17 protein-coding genes are annotated in these 17,375 nt (G+C 73.2%); 7 read left to right on the top strand and 10 right to left on the bottom strand.

Going from position 1 to position 17,375, the window contains the following annotated elements; genetic code table 11:
- Positions 1 to 102: 102 nt before the first annotated feature.
- Positions 103 to 1,092, bottom strand: a complete 990-nt coding sequence (locus ACFY9S_RS36055) for a hypothetical protein (protein ID WP_391137356.1) — start codon at positions 1,090 to 1,092, stop codon at positions 103 to 105.
- A 24-nt stretch (positions 1,093 to 1,116) separates the two neighbouring features.
- Here ACFY9S_RS36055 and ACFY9S_RS36060 point away from each other — a divergent pair, with 24 nt between their 5' ends.
- Both ACFY9S_RS36060 and ACFY9S_RS36065 read left to right on the top strand, forming a co-directional pair.
- Positions 1,117 to 2,295, top strand: coding sequence for an aminotransferase class I/II-fold pyridoxal phosphate-dependent enzyme (locus ACFY9S_RS36060; protein WP_391137359.1), 1,179 nt, complete (start codon positions 1,117 to 1,119; stop codon positions 2,293 to 2,295).
- A 30-nt stretch (positions 2,296 to 2,325) separates the two neighbouring features.
- A complete protein-coding gene (locus ACFY9S_RS36065; RefSeq protein ID WP_391137362.1) occupies positions 2,326 to 2,706 on the top strand; it encodes a PPOX class F420-dependent oxidoreductase in 381 nt (126 codons plus the stop codon).
- 18 nt (positions 2,707 to 2,724) lie between these two features.
- On the opposite strand, the gene ACFY9S_RS36070 is transcribed toward ACFY9S_RS36065, so the two are convergent.
- Positions 2,725 to 3,135, bottom strand: coding sequence for a zinc ribbon domain-containing protein (locus tag ACFY9S_RS36070; RefSeq protein ID WP_391137365.1), 411 nt, complete (start codon positions 3,133 to 3,135; stop codon positions 2,725 to 2,727).
- Positions 3,136 to 3,286: 151 nt separating this feature from the next.
- Positions 3,287 to 3,955 carry a TetR family transcriptional regulator gene (locus ACFY9S_RS36075; protein WP_391137564.1) on the bottom strand — a complete coding sequence of 223 codons (669 nt, stop codon included), beginning with the start codon at positions 3,953 to 3,955 and terminating at the stop codon, positions 3,287 to 3,289.
- Positions 3,956 to 4,175: 220 nt separating this feature from the next.
- On the opposite strand from ACFY9S_RS36075, the gene ACFY9S_RS36080 reads away from it, so the two are divergent.
- Positions 4,176 to 4,871: a peptidoglycan-binding protein gene (locus ACFY9S_RS36080; protein WP_391137367.1), complete on the top strand. Its 696-nt coding sequence runs from the start codon at positions 4,176 to 4,178 to the stop codon at positions 4,869 to 4,871.
- A gap of 9 nt (positions 4,872 to 4,880) precedes the next feature.
- Positions 4,881 to 5,369, top strand: a complete 489-nt coding sequence (locus ACFY9S_RS36085) for a flavin reductase (protein WP_391137370.1) — start codon at positions 4,881 to 4,883, stop codon at positions 5,367 to 5,369.
- A gap of 260 nt (positions 5,370 to 5,629) precedes the next feature.
- Here ACFY9S_RS36085 and ACFY9S_RS36090 read toward each other — a convergent pair whose 3' ends face one another.
- The 4 genes from ACFY9S_RS36090 to ACFY9S_RS36105 form a co-directional block, all read right to left on the bottom strand.
- Entirely contained in the window at positions 5,630 to 8,026 is a 2,397-nt protein-coding gene (locus ACFY9S_RS36090) for a SpoIIE family protein phosphatase (protein WP_391137372.1), read from the bottom strand.
- Positions 8,027 to 8,134: 108 nt separating this feature from the next.
- Complete coding sequence (locus ACFY9S_RS36095) at positions 8,135 to 8,698, bottom strand: antibiotic biosynthesis monooxygenase (RefSeq protein WP_391137375.1); 564 nt, start codon at positions 8,696 to 8,698, stop codon at positions 8,135 to 8,137.
- Between the two features lie 58 nt (positions 8,699 to 8,756).
- The gene (locus ACFY9S_RS36100) at positions 8,757 to 9,137 is read right to left on the bottom strand and encodes a hypothetical protein (protein ID WP_174569490.1); all 381 of its coding nucleotides are present in this window, start codon (positions 9,135 to 9,137) and stop codon (positions 8,757 to 8,759) included.
- 257 nt (positions 9,138 to 9,394) lie between these two features.
- Entirely contained in the window at positions 9,395 to 10,312 is a 918-nt protein-coding gene (locus ACFY9S_RS36105) for an SIS domain-containing protein (RefSeq protein ID WP_391137378.1), read from the bottom strand.
- 155 nt (positions 10,313 to 10,467) lie between these two features.
- On the opposite strand from ACFY9S_RS36105, the gene ACFY9S_RS36110 reads away from it, so the two are divergent.
- Both ACFY9S_RS36110 and ACFY9S_RS36115 read left to right on the top strand, forming a co-directional pair.
- The gene (locus ACFY9S_RS36110) at positions 10,468 to 10,629 is read left to right on the top strand and encodes a hypothetical protein (RefSeq protein ID WP_391137381.1); all 162 of its coding nucleotides are present in this window, start codon (positions 10,468 to 10,470) and stop codon (positions 10,627 to 10,629) included.
- Between the two features lie 69 nt (positions 10,630 to 10,698).
- A complete protein-coding gene (locus ACFY9S_RS36115) occupies positions 10,699 to 11,100 on the top strand; it encodes a DUF3662 domain-containing protein (protein ID WP_184853407.1) in 402 nt (133 codons plus the stop codon).
- 18 nt (positions 11,101 to 11,118) lie between these two features.
- Here the strand turns inward: ACFY9S_RS36115 and ACFY9S_RS36120 are convergent, their stop codons facing one another.
- The 3 genes from ACFY9S_RS36120 to ACFY9S_RS36130 form a co-directional block, all read right to left on the bottom strand.
- Positions 11,119 to 12,783 (bottom strand): phospholipid carrier-dependent glycosyltransferase, encoded by a 1,665-nt coding sequence (locus ACFY9S_RS36120; protein ID WP_391137384.1) that lies wholly within the window; start codon positions 12,781 to 12,783, stop codon positions 11,119 to 11,121.
- 36 nt (positions 12,784 to 12,819) lie between these two features.
- Positions 12,820 to 14,733 (bottom strand): phosphatase PAP2 family protein, encoded by a 1,914-nt coding sequence (locus ACFY9S_RS36125; protein WP_391137387.1) that lies wholly within the window; start codon positions 14,731 to 14,733, stop codon positions 12,820 to 12,822.
- 140 nt (positions 14,734 to 14,873) lie between these two features.
- Entirely contained in the window at positions 14,874 to 15,773 is a 900-nt protein-coding gene (locus tag ACFY9S_RS36130) for a BadF/BadG/BcrA/BcrD ATPase family protein (RefSeq protein WP_391137390.1), read from the bottom strand.
- 272 nt (positions 15,774 to 16,045) lie between these two features.
- On the opposite strand from ACFY9S_RS36130, the gene ACFY9S_RS36135 reads away from it, so the two are divergent.
- Positions 16,046 to 17,179 carry an ROK family protein gene (locus ACFY9S_RS36135; protein ID WP_391137393.1) on the top strand — a complete coding sequence of 378 codons (1,134 nt, stop codon included), beginning with the start codon at positions 16,046 to 16,048 and terminating at the stop codon, positions 17,177 to 17,179.
- Positions 17,180 to 17,375: the final 196 nt, after the last annotated feature.

Raw genomic sequence — 17,375 nt, forward strand, 5'->3', positions numbered from 1 at the left:
CATCACGGTGCGAACACCGCAGGGACTCCCTTGAGTTGAGTGCCCTTCATCCATACGGGGCGCAGCCGTGCCGCGTTCAGCGCACCGGCGATCTCTTCGGGGTCACCCGGCGACCGGGGCCGCGAGCAGGGCCCCGCTGCGCGCGTCGTCCCACACCGATCCGGGATCGACAAAGGGCCGCAGCAGGGCGGTGAGCGCCGGATCCCCGCGGCCGTTCAGTTCGTCGGAGGCGATCTTGCGGGCGATGCCGGCGAGGAAGTCCGCCACCTGCACCCGCGCGTCGTCACGCGCGACGACGAGCCGCAGCCCGGTCAGGCCGATCCCGGCCCGCCGGGCCGTCGTCTCGATCCATGCGATGCGCTCCGGCGTCAGCATGTTCTGCCGGTCGTGCACGAGGTGGACCGGCCGCCCGCTCCCGCTCCAGAGCTCCGCCGTCCGCACGATCGCCGGGAGCAGCGGGTTGAGCAGCGGGATCAGGGGCGGCCCGGCCAGGAAGCCGTCCCGGTACGCCACCGCACGGGGCCGGGTCGCGGCGAGCCGCTCCAGGATCCGTGCCGCGTCCGTCCGCGGATGTGCCCTGCGCAGGGTGTCGACGGTGCCGTAGAAGGCGTCCACCGGGTCCCCGTCGTGGCGGACCCGCAGCAACTGGTTGGCCGCCTCCAGGAAGGCCCTCCAGCCCTCCTGCCCGAAGACCGGGCGCCCGGCGCGGAACAGGACGGCCGCCTCGGCCGCGTCGTCCAGCAGCAGGCCCAGGGTCCGGTCCACCACGAAGTACGCCTTCTCCATGAGGTGCACCCGCGCCCGCCCGTCGACCGGGCCTTCCGGCGCGAGCAGCCACTCCAGCACCGCGCGGTGCTTCTCCCGCAGCAGGTGGGTCGCCTTGTACTCCTCGGCCGGTGAGCGGATCCGGCTCCGGATCTCCGCCACCGTCGCCGCGGCCGACGCCAAGGACAGCGAGACGCCGGCGTGCGCGAACACGTCCGTGTTCCCGCCGGTGAGGTTCTCACCGTCCGACCCCGACTCGTCGCAGGCGATCTCCAGAAACACGCCCGCCACCCCGCCCCGTTCGACGTCCGCAACATTCCAGCTCACCGCACGGCCCCCTATCGTGTGCCCATGACCAGGATCCCGCACGAGACGTCCGGTGAACCGAATCCCCTGCAAGCCCTCACCCTCGACCGCCTCCGGCAGCGCACCAGCATGAAGTGGCGCACCTATCCGGAAGACGTACTGCCGCTGTGGGTGGCCGAGATGGACGTGCCGCTCGCCGAGCCCGTGGTGCGCGCCGTCACCGACGCGCTCCACCTCGGCGACACCGGTTACGCGGCCGGCACCGCCTACGCGGAGGCCCTGGCCGCCTTCGCCGGGAAGCGGTGGGGCTGGGAGGGGCTCGCGGTCGAGCGCACCGCGATCGTGCCCGACGTCATGCTGGGCGTCGTCGAGATGCTCAAACTGGTCACCGGCCCCGGTGACATCGTGGTGGTGAATCCGCCCGTGTACCCGCCGTTCTACCTGTTCGTGGAGCACATGGACCGGCGGGTGGCCGAGGCCCCGCTCGGGGCGGACGGGCGCATCGACCTGGAAGCCCTGGAGTCGTCGTTCCGGCAGGCCGTGGCGGACGGGCGGCGAGCCGCCTATCTGCTGTGCAACCCCCACAACCCGACCGGCACCGTGCACACGGAAGCGGAACTGTCCGCCGTCGCCGGCCTCGCCGAGCGGTACGGCGTGCGCGTCGTCGCCGACGAGATCCACGCCCCGCTCGTGCTCGGCGGCGCCGGCTTCGTGCCGTATCTGAGTGTGCCGGGCGCCGAGCGCGGCCTGTCCCTGATGTCGGCCTCCAAGGGCTGGAACCTGCCCGGGCTCAAGGCCGCCCTCGCGGTCGCCGGGCCCGGTGCCGCCGCCGACCTGGAGCGCATGCCGGAGGAGGTGGGGCACGGCCCCAGCCACGTCGCCGTCATCGCCCACACGGCCGCCCTGCGCGACGGCGTCACCTGGCTGGACGCCCTGCTGTCCGGCCTCGACGGCAACCGGCGGCTGCTCGCCGGCCTGCTCGCCGAGCACCTGCCCGCGATCCGCTACCGGCCCGGCGACGCCACCTACCTGGCCTGGCTCGACTGCCGCGCCCTCGGACTCGGCGACGACCCGGCCGACGTCTTCCTGCACCGCGGACGCGTCGCCCTCAGCTCGGGCCTTCCCTTCGGCACCGGCGGCACGGGCCATGCCCGCCTCAACCTGGCGGCCTCACAGGAGGTGCTCGTGGAGGCCGTGCGGAGAATGGCGGCGGCGCTGCGGTGAACCCGGGGACGCGCTCGTACACTTCCCGGCATGGACGACAGGACAGCGGCTGAACTGGGCGCGGGCAAGTACCTGCTGGTCACCAGCTACCGCAGGAACGGCACGCCGGTCGCCACCCCGGTCTGGGTGGTGCGCGACGCCGAGGCGCTCGGTGTGTGGACCCCGGCCGACTCCTGGAAGGTGAAGCGCATCCGCAACCGCGCCGACGTGCTGGTGGGCCCCTGCGACCTGCGCGGCAACCCCACCGGCGACCAGGTGCCCGCGACGGCGGAGATCTGCGACGCGGCCACCACCGCCCGCTACCGGAAGCTGATCGCCCGCAAGTACGGCCTGACGGGCCGGCTGACCCTGTTCGGCAGTCGGCTGCGCCGGGGTGTGGACGGCACGGTGGGCATCCGCATCACCCTCTGACGAGCGCGCCGGGGGACGTCAGCTCCAGGCCCGGTACGGCTCGTCCAGCAGCTGGAAGACCGGCTCGCCGCGTACCGGGTCCTTGGCCGTGGACAGCCGCACCCGGTCCCCGCTGTGGATGCCGATCGGCGGGCCCATCACCCGGCCGCGCACGACGAACCCCTCGGACATCTCTATCTGCGACACGTTGCGCGCCGCGGGGGTGTTGCGGTGCACCACCGTGGAGTGGCGGACGGTGCCCGTGCCCTCGGCGCGCTCGGTGCGCAGCTCGCTGCCCCGGCAGACCGGACACAGCAGCCGGTGGTACATGGCGGTGCCGCACCAGGTGCAGCGCTGGAAGAGGATGGCCTCCGGGCTGTGGCCCCTCGGGTCGAGCAGACCCGTCGCGGAGCCGGCTGCCTGCTGAGCGACGCTTCCTGACTGGTACACGCTGGTCAACTCCCTGCACTCGGCCGGAATCCGCGCACGCGATCACCCGCGCACACGTGTGCGCGGTTCGCCGTGCCACCGTGCACGCACCACACAGTATGGCACTCAGTGCCACTCGTAAAGGCACTCCGTACCCTCAGTGTGAGGGTGCTCAGTCCCTGCCCAGCGTCGCCTCGATCTCCCGCACCACCCGCCACAGAGGCGCCCCGCGCCGTGCCACGACCACGACCACGTCCTCCGGCTGCTCCGCCGCCGGCGTCACCGGTGCGTCCCCGAACGCCGACTGCACGTAGGCCAGCGCGTGGTCGACCGCGGTGCTCGCCTCGCCCTGCCCGTCCGAACGCAGCCAGGAGCGCAGGGCGTTGTTGTGCGCCGCGACCACCGCCGCCGCGATCACATCGGCCTGCAGGGTGCCCTCCCGGCGGGCGGCGAAGCGCCGGCGCAGGTACTCGGCGAGGGCCCGCTCGTAGCGCCACACGACCGACAGCTCGTAGGCGCGCAGCCCCGGCACCCGCTTGGTGAGGCGGTAGCGCTGTACCGAGAAGGTCGGGTTCTCGGCGTACATGCGCAGCACGAGGCGCGCCGCGTCGCAGACCCGCCCGACGGGTTCGTCGTCGTCCGAGCCGCCCGCCAGGAAGTCCGTCATGTCGGCCAGGCACCGCTCGTGGTCCGGGAAGACCACGTCCTCCTTGGAAGGGAAGTACCGGAAGAACGAGCGCCGTCCGACACCGGCGAGCGCCACGATGTCGTCGACGGTGGTCTGCTCGTACCCCCGCTCCAGGAACAGCCGGAACGCCGCCGTCACCAGGGCGTCCCGCATGGGTGGCTTTCCGGTGCCGGCCTCGTCCTTCGCGGAGCTCATGGGCGCGAACGTAGCACCCGGCGGACCACTCGTGGCACTCAGTGCACTCCGAGGACGGTACTGAGTGCTCTCCCTGCCAGGCCTGACCGGTCACTGAACCCCGGACGCGCAGGCCGCGTATCTAGTGCAGGACGATCCCCGAAGACGGGCGCCCCCGGCCCGGACGAAGGAGTACAGCGTGTCGACACCGTCCGAGCCCCGGCCGCCGCACGACGGCCCGGCCCTCGAACCCATCCGCGTCCTGCGGCCCCGGCGCACCGACGCCCTCGCGGAACTGATGCGGGAGTTCCGGCAGGACACCGGCCGGGAGCCCGCCGGCTACGAGTCCGTCGCGCTGCCGGGCCGGCCGCCGGCCGGTTCCGAGGCTCTGACGCAGGAAATCCCGCCCGTCGCCCGCGAGAGCCGCCGGCGCGCGGACGCCGTACCCGAGGGAACCGGACTGCGTCGCGCCGCCGTCGCGGTGGCCGTCCTCGCGGCCGCCGTGATCGGCTTCGGCGGCGCGCTCCTGCTCCGCGGTGGGCAAGGGGACGATACCGCGGCTCCCGCCCCCGGTCCGCCCCGGTCCGCCGCCTCCACCCCGGATCCCGCACCCGCCCCGCCCACTCCGCAGGCCACGGCACCCGTGGACCCCGACGGCGCCGGGACGCTGCGCGAGGGAGCCGCCGGCCCCGAGGTGACCGAACTCCAGCAACGCCTCCTGCGCATCCCGGACGTCTACCGGGACGGCTCCACCAGCGGCCGCTACGACCCCACCCTCACCGCGGCGGTCGCCCGCTTCCAGCTCTGGTACGGCATCCGCGGCGACGAGACCGGCGTGTACGGCGACGACACCCGGGCCGCACTGGAGTCCCGCACTCCGGCGGGGGCGGGCTGATGTGTGACCATGGCGGGCATGGACGAGTTCGTCGACCGGCTGAACCCCGAGATGTACGTGGTCACAGCCGCCGCGGGCGGTGAACGGGCTGGATGCCTGGTCGGGTTCGCCTCGCAGTGCTCGCTGCGGCCCGTGCGGTTCGTGGTCTGGCTGTCCGAGCTCAACCACACCTTCCGGGTGGCCCGGAACGCGGACGTCCTCGCCGTGCACCTGCTCGGCCGCGAACAGTACGGTCTCGCCGAGCTGTTCGGCGGGGACACCGGTGACCGGACGGACAAGTTCCAGGACGTCGGGCTGCGGGTGGCATACGGCGGGGCCCTGGTCCTGGAGGACGCGCCGGCCTGGTTCGTCGGCCGGATCCTGACCCGTGCGGGCGGCGGCGACCACATCGGCTTCGTCCTCGACCCGGTCGAGTGGGGCGGAAACGAGGCGCACGACGGGACGTTGCTGCGGCTTTCCGACGCCGTCACCATCGACCCGGGCCACCCGGTCGACTGACGTCGCTCCCCTCATGTCGAACGCCGGGCAAGGGCTCGGAAAAGCGGCGGAACGACGGGGCCACCCGGCGTCATCCTGGGCCGGGGCGACGCACGAGGCGCCCGAACCGCCGCGAACCGAAGGCCACGCCATGAACGGCTCCCGCATCCCCGGCCTGGTACTGCCCACCCTGTTCCTGCTGGCCCTGCTCGTGGGTCTGTGGTGGTACTGGCGTCACCGCGGTGACTCGTGACGCGGTGACTCGTGAAATGCGGTGCCCCCTACCCGTCCTGCACCCCGGGAACCCGGACGTCCACCACACACACGTCGTCCCGCCGCTCGTCCGGCAGCATCCGCGCGAGCAACGGCCCCAGCGGCACCGGCCCGTCACCGTGCGGAGCCGCCACCGCCTCGGCGAGCTCTTCCAGACCCAGGTCGATGCTGTCCGGGGGGTGCTCGACCAGGCCGTCGGTGTACAGGATGAGCCGGTCGCCCGGGTCGAGACGGCACTCCGCCTCCTGGTAGACCGGCGTGGTGGCCGCCCCCAGCAGCATTCCCCTGGGGCGGTGCAGATACCGCGCCTCGCCGTCCCGCAGCAGCAGCGGCGGGGGATGCCCCGCCTGGGCCCAGACCAGACGCCGGCGGCGCGGCTCGTAGCGGGCCAGCACCATCGTGGCGGTCGCGTGGGAGTCGCGTGAGTGCAGCAGCAGGGTGTTCAGCCGGGCGAGCGCGCCGGTCAGCGAGGAGCCCGTGATGACCATGCCCTTCGCGGTGAAGCGGAGCTGGGCCATCGTGGCCACGGCGTCGACCCCGTGCCCGGCGACATCGCCGACCACCAGCAGCGCGTCCCCGTCGGGCAGTTCGATGGCGCTGAACCAGTCACCGCCGACGTGCACACCCGACTGGGCCGGAAGGTAGGCGACCTCGACGCGCAGTCCGGCCAGGTGCACGGGCCGGTTGGACATGGGCAGCAGCGCGTGCTGGAGCCGGGAGGCCAGGGTCCGCTCGGCCTGGATCACGTCGTGCTGGTTCAGGATCGCCCGCTCGCTCTCGACCAGGGCCAACTCCGCCCGCCGCCGGGCGGTCATGTCCTGCACGAAGCCGTGCACCTCGACGGGCGTCCCGTGCCGGTCGGCCACCGCCTCGGCCACCAGTCGCAGATGCCGGATGCCGCCGCTCGTCCGGATCCGGAACGGAACGTCGAACGCCCGCCCGTCCTGGACCAGTTCACCGACGGCGCGCGTCAGGGCGGGCGTGTCCTCGGGCAGCGCGAGCTCCGGCACTTCCAGCAGGCTCACCGGGCCGTGCGCCGGGTCCCGGCCGACGAGAGTGAACACCTGGGTCGACCAGGAGGCCTCCTGGGTGTCCAGGTTCCAGTTCGCCCAGCCGAGATTGCCCAGCCGCTGCAGGTCCGCCAGCCGCTGCTCCTGCCGGTCGGAGGAGCCGTGCCTGACCCACGAGACGACCAGGGCGTCGTCCATCGGGGCCACCCGCGTGGTGTACACGAACAGCTCGGCGACACCCGCCACGACCTCCTCGTGCGCGAACGGCCGGCCCTCGTACGCCTTCCCGGTGGCCACCACCTGCAGACAGCCCCGCCACAGCGGCTCGGCCGCCAGGGCCGGCCGCAGCTCCAGCAGCCGCCGCCCGGCCGGTTCCTCACCGGTCCGGCCCAGCAGGTCGCCCACCTGCGCGGTTGCGGCCTCCACCCGGAAGTCCTCGATCTCGCCCGTCGCGGTTCGCAGCGGCGTGAGCAGCATCGCCGCGACCGGCAGCGCCTCGAACAACGCCTGCGCCGCGTCCGTGGCGGCGTCGGCGCCGCGCTCGGGCGGGGTGTCGAAGGCACGCAGCCGGCCGGCGCACAGCCCGGTGACACCCCGCAGGTGGGCGCGGTCGCGCGGGGTGAACACCCCGCCCCGGCCGCGCAGCACGCCGAGGCAGACCTCCGCCGAGCCCGCGGCGAGCACGGGCAGCCAGGCACGCGAGCGCCACCGGTCGGGAGGGTCGCCGATGAGCAGGTACCGCCGCTCGTCCGCGGCGAAGTCCTCCAGCCAGCGCGGCTCACCGGCCTGCAGCGCGTCCAGCGCCGCCATGCCGCTCAGCGGCGGCACTTGGCGCCACTGGGCCGCCAGCTTGTCTTCGATGCCGGCGTGCCCGATCAGCCCGAGCCCGCCGTCGGGCCTGCGGGCGTAGATCAGGACCGCCTCCGCCCCCATGTCGGGGCCGAGATGCCCCAGCAGGCACCGGGCGAGGTCCTGCGGCGTCATCACCCGAACGAGGGCCTGGCCGAGGCGGGCCAGCGCGGCGGTGACGTCGTCCGGCGCGTCCGACTGCTCCAGGGCCCCTGCCCCGGAGCCGGGAGCCTCGACACCGGGGGACCCGCTCGTCCCGGCCCCCGCGGGTGGAGTGGGCGCGAGGGTGCCCAGGGTGATCCAGCACTCTTCCAGCAGGGTGTGACGGGCGGCCTTGGCCCGCTGGAGCAGCACTTCGCCCGCCGCGTCGGCGGGGCACCCGGTCAGCGCCATCACCGCGCCCTTGGCCCGTTCCACGACAGCAGCCGTGGCCGCCCGGTCGCGCAGCCGGTCCAGTTCGGCGCGCTGCCGGGCGACGATCTTGGCCAGTTCGACCAGGTCCGGTGCGGCACCGGGCTGCGCCGGCGTCACGGGCTCGCTCGTCACGCGTCGAGCATTGCACACCTTGCCCGATTCGAAGACCGGCTTGTGTGCACGGAATGATCGCCCGCCCCTGGCGCCCCATCCGTCACGTCGGTCTCGCCGGACGTCGGTTCAGCGGCCGTCGCGCGGATACAGCCACAGGCGCAGGAGCCGGCTGAGTCGTGGCATCACCAGATACGTCAGCACGGGCAGCATGACCAAGGGGAAGACGGCGGCTCGCAGGGCCAGCGGCCAGCCGGTGGTGTGGGGCGTCACCAGCCACTGGACGAGCAGGGTGAAGGGGTAGGCGCCGAGGAAGGTCGTGAGGACCATCTTCCATCGGGGCGGGGCCTGCACCGTGGTGCCCGGGAGGCTGAACCAGGTCTCCATCCCGGTCGTCGACTGGCGCTCGCTGCTGACCTCGGTGGCGATGTGCTCGATCTGCCGGTGCCAGTGCGCGCGTTCCTCGGACTCCAGCCAGGCGGCGAGCCGGTGTTGATCGGACCAGCGCAGTACCGCGTGGTAGCGGTGGCCGTCCTCCGGCGTCAGCCAGGAGACGCCCTCGTTGCCGGGGAACTGTCTGGCGCAGCGGGTGATGCCGTGCGTCCACTCCTCGAACCGCTGCTCCCGGCCGGGGCGCACCTGCCAGGTCAGGACCGTGGTCACCGGCTCGCGCCGGGCTGTGGTGGTGCTCATCGCGTCACGGGTGCCACGCGCGGCGCCGGTCATGCCCGGCGCCGGTCGTGCCGGCGGCTCACGGCTGGCGGTTGGCCTCCACCAGGGCCTGGGTCACCGCCCGCACGCTGCGCGCGATGTGCTGGAGCTGCATGACCTCGGCCGCGTACAGCTTGATCGTGTGCTCGATGACCCCCTCGTGCAGGCCGAGTCCCGGCAGGTCGGCGCGGGCGGTCTGCAGAGCGGTGCGGGCGACCCGGATCTCGTTCTGGACCTGGATCTGGGCATGCCGGGCCAGGAGGACGGGGTGGCGGATGAACACGGGGTATCCGGCGTAGCGCGTGGGCACCAGCTCGCGCAGCCACTTGGCCGCCGAGCGCTCCCAGTCGTAGCTCCCGGGGGTCTTGACCTGGCAGGGCCAGTCGGGACTGATGCGCGTGGTGGTCAGGTGCATGATCATCGCTTCCGGGTGTGCGGCGCCGTGAGGGTGGACGACGGGTCGGGGCGGCCCCGGCCTAGGGGATGGCCGGGGCCGCCGCGAACACCCGGGACGCCGGAGTGGGTAGGACCCGGCTCACGGGTGCGGAACGGATCCGGAACTGCCGGGTCGCGATCCGTGAGCAGTATTTATATATGCCATCCGGTTTGCAAGGAGCATGAAAACATTCATGCGCGCTTTGTTGGGGATGGTCCCGAGTGTGGTCCGCCGCGTGCCGCTCAGTCCCTGAGGAAGAACTGGTGCTGGTCGGCGAGCTGCTCGTACTCCTCCAGCCGCCCCTGCGTCCGCTCAGGATCCGCGTCCGTCATCGCCTGCAACAGCGCTGAGCACATCACGCCCGGGGCCGCGTAGGAATCGAAGACCAGGCGCGACCCGGTCCCGAGGGCGAAGACGACGTCCGCCTCGTCCGCGAGCGGCCCGAGCGCCAGATCGGTGATCAGCGCGACCTTGAGCCCGGCGCCCCGGGCGACCCGCACGGCCGTCAGGGTCTCCTGCGCGTGCCGGGGCAAGGAGAACGCCAGTACCCACGTACCACCCGCCTCACGCGACTGCAGCAGCGCGTCGTAGGCGACGCTGCCGCCTCGCGTCACGAGCCGTACGTCCGGATGGATCCGGCGGGCGGCGTAGGCGAAGTACTCGGCGAGGGAGACGGAGATCCGCAGCCCGAGGACCGTCAGGGGAGCGGACGAGGAGAGCTTGCGGCCGACGTCGATGACCGCGTCCGGGTCGGCCAGGTCGCGCCGCAGGTTCTCCAGGTTCTCGATCTCGGCGTCGACCGCCGCCTGCAGTTCGTTGCCGCGCAACTCCTCGGCCGGGCCGACGGCGAGGGTGCCCAGCGCGATCGACTGGAGCTTCTCCCGCAGCGCCGGGTAACCACTGAAGCCGACCGCCGAGGCGAAGCGCGTCACCGACGGCTGGCTGACACCGGCCCGGTCCGCGAGATCCGTGATCGACAGGAACGCCGCCTCGGTGATGTGCTCGATCAGGTACTGCGCGATGCGCCGCTGCCCCGGGGACAGCCGGGGGCGGTCGAAGAGGGCCCTGAGCTGGGCGGACGGGGAGACCTCCGCTTCGGGGGCGGCCTTCCCCGAGGTGATCGCGGATGCCTGTGCGCGTGCCTGCTGCGGCGATGGCACCGGTGCGCCTCCTTCGTCTCCCACGGACGTTCAACATAGCTCACGCACTTGGTGACCAGGGCTTCTTCGAACTGCATGAGCTGCCCGGCCGGGGGTTACCCGTACGCCGGGCGGGAACCCGCCGCCGCACACGACCCCAGAGAGGAGCCGCCGTCATGACCGTCCCTGAGGAGAACCGTCCCAAGACGGGGACCACGGACGAACTGCTGGAACACCAGGACGACCACCGCTCCGGGCAGCCGGGCGCGACCGGCCGCACGATGCGCGAGGCGCTTGAAGAGGCCGAGGTGCGTCCCGACGACTACGACGACCGCTAGGGGGTGCCCTGCGGGACACCCCCGGCACCCACGATCGAATTCGACGACGCTTCCGGCAGGTGAGACGGCATGGGCGCGCTGAGTGCGCTGGAACAGACCCTGGAGAACCGTTGGGACGCGCTGTGGGCGCGGCTCCTCGACAAGGAACCCGTCGAGGTCCTCGACGCCCTGCGGCGTGCGTGCGACGACAACGCCGTCGTGTGCCGTGAGGGTCGCGTCATGGTCCCCAACGCCTACGACGTGGAGCTGCCCGACGACGTTCACGACCACCTGACCCGCACCGGCACCGATGTGGGCCAGGCACTCACCGACAGCCTGTGCCGCCACGCGGAGCGCCGCGGTTACGAATTCGCCGGCCCGCTGGCCGTGCACGTGGCGAGGTGCCCCGACGTGCCCAACGGCCGTTACCGGGTGGCCGGCCGGGTCATGGAGCACGTGAGCGCGGACGGGTTCTTCTACGCGACCCACTGATGTCGCGCGCCACCGCGCTCAGCGGCGGTACAGCGTGATCGAGTGCCCGACGTCATCCACGGGGCGGCTGTCGCCGATCAGTTCGGCCAGCCGCCCCGTGGCCTTCGCGGCCGCCGAGTCCGACACGGCCAGCAGTCCGCGCACCTCACCGATCGGCACCCGCCGCGGATCGGAGGACTCGATGCCGTAGAAGGACGGCACACCACTGCCCTTGTACACGAGCCACACCCGCTCGCCCGGATACCGCTGACGGAGCCGGTCCGCGAGCCGTCCGAGGTCCTGCCCCCAGTCGACGTTCGAGTCGTGCAGCCACTCCCGGGTCCTGCCCGGCCCCCCGAACGCCTCGTTGGAGTACGGCAGATAGTAGGGATACGCCCGCACCGAACTGACGGCGGCGAACGCCACCAGCACGGCCACCCCCGCGGAGACCCACCGCCGCCGCGCCGCGAGCACACACCCAGCCGCCACCGCGAGGAACAACGGCAGGAACACGGCGTACCGCGTCCCGAAATCTCGTGCCCCCTGCATGGCAGCCGCCAGCAGCACCAGGGGAACGGCCAGCACACCGGGCGCGGCAGGCCGCAGCCGCCTGATCGCGACAAGGGCCGCGGCACCCGCGGCCCACAGCACGAGCGTCCCCAACGGCGTCTTCACCAGCAGCGCGACCGGCAGGTAGTACCAGAGCGAGCCGTCGTACAGCCGCCCGAACAGAAACCCCTGCCACGGCCGGTTCTCCAGCCCGAACTGCACCCGCATCCCGTCCCGGTAGGCCTCCGGGAACGGCATCGACCCCACCAGCAGCCCCCGCAGCCCGCGCACCACCGGCACATGCTGTTCCGGAGCCCAGCGCAGCCGCGGATCGACCATCAGATACGTGACCCACACGACGGCGACCGCGACCAGGACCACACCACCGGCCGCCGTCACGGCCCGGCGCCGGCCTCCTCCGGACGACCGCCACACGGACACCGCGGCCAGCGCCGTCAGCACCGGGACAGCGGGCAGAGTGCTCATCTTCGTGGCCAGCGCGGCGCCCAGCGCCACTCCCGCGAGCGGCACGTACAGCCGCGGTCTCCGGCCCGCCCGCCATGCCAGCCACGCCGATGTCAGCACGAACCCGGCGGCCGGTACGTCGAGCGTGGCGAGGGAGCCGTGGGCGATGACGTCGGGGGAGAAGCAGTACAGCGCGAGCGCGGTCGACCCCGCTGCGAGCCCTGCCAGTTCACGGGCGAAGGCGAACACCACCAGCCCGAACGACAGGGTCAGCGCGATCACCGGAAGGCGGGCCCAGAGCATCAGCCGCCATGGGTCGTTGCCCGATTCGTACAGCAGGTGCCGGCCCGACCGCCCCTGGTCGCCGGCGAAGGCCGGGTCGATGTGCGGATCCGCGAGAGCGACCCCCGCGCCGATGACCAGTTTACCGAGCGGCGGATGCTCGGGGTTGTGCCGCAGCCGGTGCTCGCGCACGTACTGGGCGGCCGCGCCCACGTACACCGGTTCGTCGATCGTCGGGGTCTGCCGCACGGCGGTCGTGACCATCGCGAAGGCCATCGGGGCGAGCAGCACACCTACGAGGAGCGGCACCGGCCACCGTCTGCCGGGCCGGTGCGCGCCGGCCACCGGTGCCGGGGGCGGGAGCGACACCGGCCGGGGAACGGCGGGAGCGATCCGGAGGTCCCTCATGGGCCCACTCTGCATCAGCCCCCGCCGTAGAAAGCGTTACCGCCGCACGAGTCGCACCGACAGACCGTCAGCCGTGTGGACGGGCACGGCCCGCAGCGTCTCCGAGTCCAGCTCGACCCGGTCGAACCGGCCGCGCAGCCGCGCGGCGGACAGGACGGGAACGGTCGTCCCCGCGACCGGCGGACGCTCGGTGTCGAGCCGCAGCGACAGCACGCTGCCCCGGCCCAGCAGGATCCGCCGGCTCACCGTGAGGGCGGGGCCGTGGTTCCTGCGGAGCAGCAGCTCCAGCGTCGACTCCCCGTCCTGGACGTACGAGCCGCGCACCCGCAGCACCCTGTCCGCGCGCAGCGTGCCGCCGGTGACGTGGACGTCGCCCTCGCCCAGGGCGTTCGGCGCCCCGGCGACCAGCACGCCGTCCTCGACGACGGTCCCGCCGTGATAGCGGTTGTGGCCCGTCAGGGTGAGCGTGCCCGAGCCGCGCTTGGTCAGACCGCCGTCGCCCTCGATGTCGTTGCGCCAGGTGTCGTCCGCGTGGAAGCCACCGGCCGCCGCGTCCAGCGTCACGGCGACGTCCCGGTCGAACGCGCCGTAGCCGTCCGCCGCGGCGAAGAGGTTCAGCCGGCCCCACTGCTCGAAACCGTCCAGCAGGACGTACCCGGAGGGCAGCGCGGTCGTCCGCAGCACCTCGCGCCGCTGGGCCGCGGTCAGATACGGAAGCCGCGTCTCCAGCAGGACCTCCGCGCCCTTCGGCACGGTGAGCGGGTCCTTGCGGCCCCGGCGTGGCAGGACGTACGTCAACCGGTGTCCGACCGTGCGCGCGTTGGCCTCGCGGTCGGCGTAGGCGTCCCCGGCGCCCGGGTGGGCGTAGTCGTACAGGGTGTCCGCCGTCGTGCCGGTCTTCTCGGTGAAGTAGGCGAGGGCCTGGGCGCGGGCCGCCGCCTTGAGCTCCGCGTTCGCCGGGTCGGCCAGCGCCGCGGCGGTCAGGGCGGTGGCCATGACCCGGCCGCCGATGACGTCCACGGTGGAGTGCATGCCCGACATGATCCGGGTGTGGCTGAGCTCGAACGCCCGCGTCACCAGCTCCTGGAAACGCTCGGGCACCGCGTAGGCATAGGCCAGAGCCGCCAGATGGAAGGCGTTGGTGTGGCCGCTCGGGAAACCGCCGTCCTCCTCCGGGTCCTCGGAGCGCTGGCGCAGCAGCTGCGGGGCCACGACCACGTCCGAGTCGTACACCGGGTAGCCGAGGGCGTCCTTCTTCCCGGTGTCGACGACCTCGCTGTCCTCGTTCATCCGCCACGGACGCGGGTACTGGAAGGAGAACTTGGCCGGGTTGCCCGAGGCGAACGGCCCGCGCACGGTGTCGACCAGCTTGGCCACCTTGCCGAGCTCCGAGTCGTAGGAGCCCGCGCCGAGCGCGGATCCGGCCGGGGCGTCGGCGGGCAGGGTGTCGCTGATCTTCCCGGGGGGCGTGCCGTCCGGGGCGGTGGTGATCGACGTGACCGCCTTGGCGCCGGACGTGTACAGGCCGGCGAGCGGGCCCAGGCCGTCGATCATGGCGTAGCTCTGGTGCCGGCGGTCGTAGAGGAAGGCCTCCTTCGCCTGCGCCTCGGTGCGGGACGTCGTGATCCGGGCGCAGTAGCGCATGTTGGCCCGCAGCACCTCGCGGTCCAGGACGCGGCCGGTGTCCCAGGCGCCGCCGGTCTTCCACACCTGTGCCATGCCGCCCAGGATCCGGACGACGGCGTTGGTCTCCGGGGTCTGGTTCGCGACGACGTTCGACCGGTAGTCGTCGACGAACGCGGCGGGAGCGGTGGCGGCCTTGGCGTCCGCGGCGGCCAGCCACCCGACGAGAGTCGGCGCGGCGACCAGCGCGGCCGAGCCGCCCAGGGAGGTTCGGAGGAAACCTCTCCGGTTCAGGGTGGGGGAGTGGTGCGCGGCGGATGACGGCATGGGTGTGCCTCTCTTCAGTTCTGCGGCCGTTCGGCCGGGTGAAGTCGTGCGATCCTGCCTGATACGAAGGCCGAGCGGTGTCCCGTCGACGAGGGGGCGACGGCCCGGACGTGTCCGGTGGGTGAACGCGTGACCCCGGCTCACAGGAGCGACCGTGCCAGTGCCACCGCACCCTCGACCGGTGGCACCCGCAGGGGCCTGGCGCGGGCCGTGGGCAGCGTCTCGGCCAGGGCGAGGGAGAGCGCGTCGAACAGCTCGGGCTGGGACAGCACCGTGCCGCCCGCGACGACCACGTCGTCGACCGCCACCCCGCGCGCGGCGAGCCCGGTGACCAGCGCGGCCAGCGCCCAACCCGCCTCGTCGATCACGGTCCGGGCGAGCGCGGAGCCGTCGGCCGACGCCGCGAAGACGACGGGAGCGTGCCGGCCCCACTCGGCGGAGACGTCCGTGGCCCTCTCCAGAGCCGCGCCGAGCGCGGGGACTTCGGGCACGTCGAACGCGGCGATGAGCCCGAGCGCGAGCGCGTCGGGCTGTTCCCCGCGGTCGTGGGCCGCCCACACGGCCCGTGCCGCCTCCCGGACGAGACCGGCGCCGCCGCCCTCGTCGCCGAGGACCGCGCCCCAGCCGCCCACCTGGACGGCGGTGCCGTCGGGCAGCCGCCCCACCGCCACCGAGCCGGTGCCGGCGACCAGACCGACACCCTTGTCCAGTCCGGCCGCGGGAACCAGCAGCTGCGCGTCGCCCACCACCAGCGCGGGCGCGTCGAAGTGCAGCTGGAGAGCGGCGCGGATCTGCGCGCACTGGCGTGGGGTTTCGCAGGCATGACCGCCGACGGCCACGACGGACGGGCGGGCGCCTGCCGGAAGCGCGTCGGTGGCCAGCGCGGCCAGCCACGCGGCGGCTGCCACCGGGTCGTGCGGCCGCCAGCCGCTGCTCGCACGGACGTGGTCGGCCACGAGGGCGTCGCCCGCGAGCGCGCGAAGGTGCGTCTTGGTGCCGCCCACGTCGATACCGACCACGAGGGGCGCGAAGTCCTGCACGGGATCTCTTTCGTCGTTGCGCTGTGCTGCGACGGCGGGCGAACCGTGCCTGACGGAAGGGCAGTTGAATGACTAGGGAAGCCCCGGGACGGGCTTCTGGCGGAGCACGGCAGGCGAGTACCGTGTACTTCGTTAGGAAGTTAACTAACGAAGTACAGTGCGTCAAGAGGAATGTCTTCGCCGCGTCCCGTGGAGACGACCCGAGACGATCCGAGACGATCGACCCGGGAGCGCGGCCCGTTACCCGTGTGGGGGATCTGTTGGAACCTGACGTGGCAAGAGCCCCCCGCCTGACCGAGAGCGCGGGCGCGGTGTTCGCCGTGCTGGCCGGGGCCGGCCGGGCGACCCGGCCGCAGCTCGCGAGTCTCGCGGGCCTGTCGAAGCCGACCGTGTCCGCCGCCGTCGCCGAACTGGAGGGCGTCCGGCTCGCCGCCCACTCCGGCACGGCCTCCAGCGGCACGGGACGCAACGCCGCCGTCTACCGTCTCGGGCCGGCCGCAGGGGCCGTGCTCGCCGTCGACCTCGGCCCCGCCCTCACCCGGGTCCGCGGCTGCGCCCTGGACGGCTCGCTGCTCGCCGAGGCCACCGGCTCCCGGGCGGGCGCCGCCGACGTCGTGCGCGAGGCGCTCGACGCACTGCCCGCCGACGCCCCGCTGCGGACCATCGTCGTCGCCGTCGGTGACGTCACCGCGCCGCGCAAGGAGGGCGCCGGAATGCGTCCGGCGACCGCCAAGGCAGGTCCCGTCTACGACGCCGTGGCCGTCGCGCTGCCGCCGGACGTCCCCGTCCACCTCGAGAACAACGTCAACTGCGCCGCCCTCGCCGAGCTGCACGAAGGTGCCGCACGGGGCCGGAACACCTTCGGCTACCTGCGCATCGGCGTCGGTATCGGTCTCGGCATCGTCGTCGGCGGCCAGGTGCTGAGCGGAGCGAACGGCGCGGCCGGTGAGCTGGCCCGGCTGCCCTACCCGTGGGACGACGGCCGCGAGCCCCGCCACGAGGCCCTGGAGGAGTACATCGGGGCACGCTCCCTGCTGCGGCGGGCGGCCGAGGCCTGGCCGGACACCGACGGACCGTGCCCCGGCACCGCCGAGCAGCTCTTCGCCCTCGCCGGACAGGGCCGCGCGGCCGCCCGCGCCGTCGTCGACCGCCATGCCGTGGACGTGGGCCGGCTGGCCGCCGCCGTGACCGCGGTGCTGGACCCGGGGCTGGTCGTGCTGGGGGGCAGTACCGGCGCGTACCCGCAGCTCCTGCACGGTGTCCGGGCCGAGCTCGCCCGGCTGAGCTGGCCCACCGAAGTCGTCAGCAGCACGGTCGGCGATCTCGGCACCGTCGTGGGCGCCGCCCGGCTGGCGGTCTCCCGAGGAGTCCAAACCGTGACCGAGTCCGCGGGGGTGAAGGATTGACGGCCTCCGACTCGATCTGCCAATGTCCGGACAAGCGCTTTCTAGTCGGCCGGGACGCCGACTCCGGGTGAGCCTCCCGCCCGTACGCGAAGTACGGCAGCCGCACGAGGGCGAGCTTGTGCGACGCCGGCCGTCATGGCCGGGGACACCACCCGTCAAGGCGACGCGGCCGGGCGAGGCCGTGCCCCCGGAAAGC

This window comes from Streptomyces sp. NPDC012474 (assembly GCF_042955185.1).
In the GTDB taxonomy this organism is placed as follows: domain Bacteria; phylum Actinomycetota; class Actinomycetes; order Streptomycetales; family Streptomycetaceae; genus Streptomyces; species Streptomyces cahuitamycinicus.

Coding starts and splice junctions, on each gene's coding strand:
- ACFY9S_RS36060 (WP_391137359.1), top strand. CDS start 1,117: ATGACCAGGATCCCGCACGAGACGTCCGGTGAACCGAATCCCCTGCAA.
- ACFY9S_RS36065 (WP_391137362.1), top strand. CDS start 2,326: ATGGACGACAGGACAGCGGCTGAACTGGGCGCGGGCAAGTACCTGCTG.
- ACFY9S_RS36075 (WP_391137564.1), bottom strand. CDS start 3,955: ATGCGGGACGCCCTGGTGACGGCGGCGTTCCGGCTGTTCCTGGAGCGG.
- ACFY9S_RS36085 (WP_391137370.1), top strand. CDS start 4,881: ATGGCGGGCATGGACGAGTTCGTCGACCGGCTGAACCCCGAGATGTAC.
- ACFY9S_RS36095 (WP_391137375.1), bottom strand. CDS start 8,698: ATGAGCACCACCACAGCCCGGCGCGAGCCGGTGACCACGGTCCTGACC.
- ACFY9S_RS36100 (WP_174569490.1), bottom strand. CDS start 9,137: ATGATCATGCACCTGACCACCACGCGCATCAGTCCCGACTGGCCCTGC.
- ACFY9S_RS36110 (WP_391137381.1), top strand. CDS start 10,468: ATGACCGTCCCTGAGGAGAACCGTCCCAAGACGGGGACCACGGACGAA.
- ACFY9S_RS36115 (WP_184853407.1), top strand. CDS start 10,699: ATGGGCGCGCTGAGTGCGCTGGAACAGACCCTGGAGAACCGTTGGGAC.
- ACFY9S_RS36120 (WP_391137384.1), bottom strand. CDS start 12,783: ATGAGGGACCTCCGGATCGCTCCCGCCGTTCCCCGGCCGGTGTCGCTC.
- ACFY9S_RS36125 (WP_391137387.1), bottom strand. CDS start 14,733: ATGCCGTCATCCGCCGCGCACCACTCCCCCACCCTGAACCGGAGAGGT.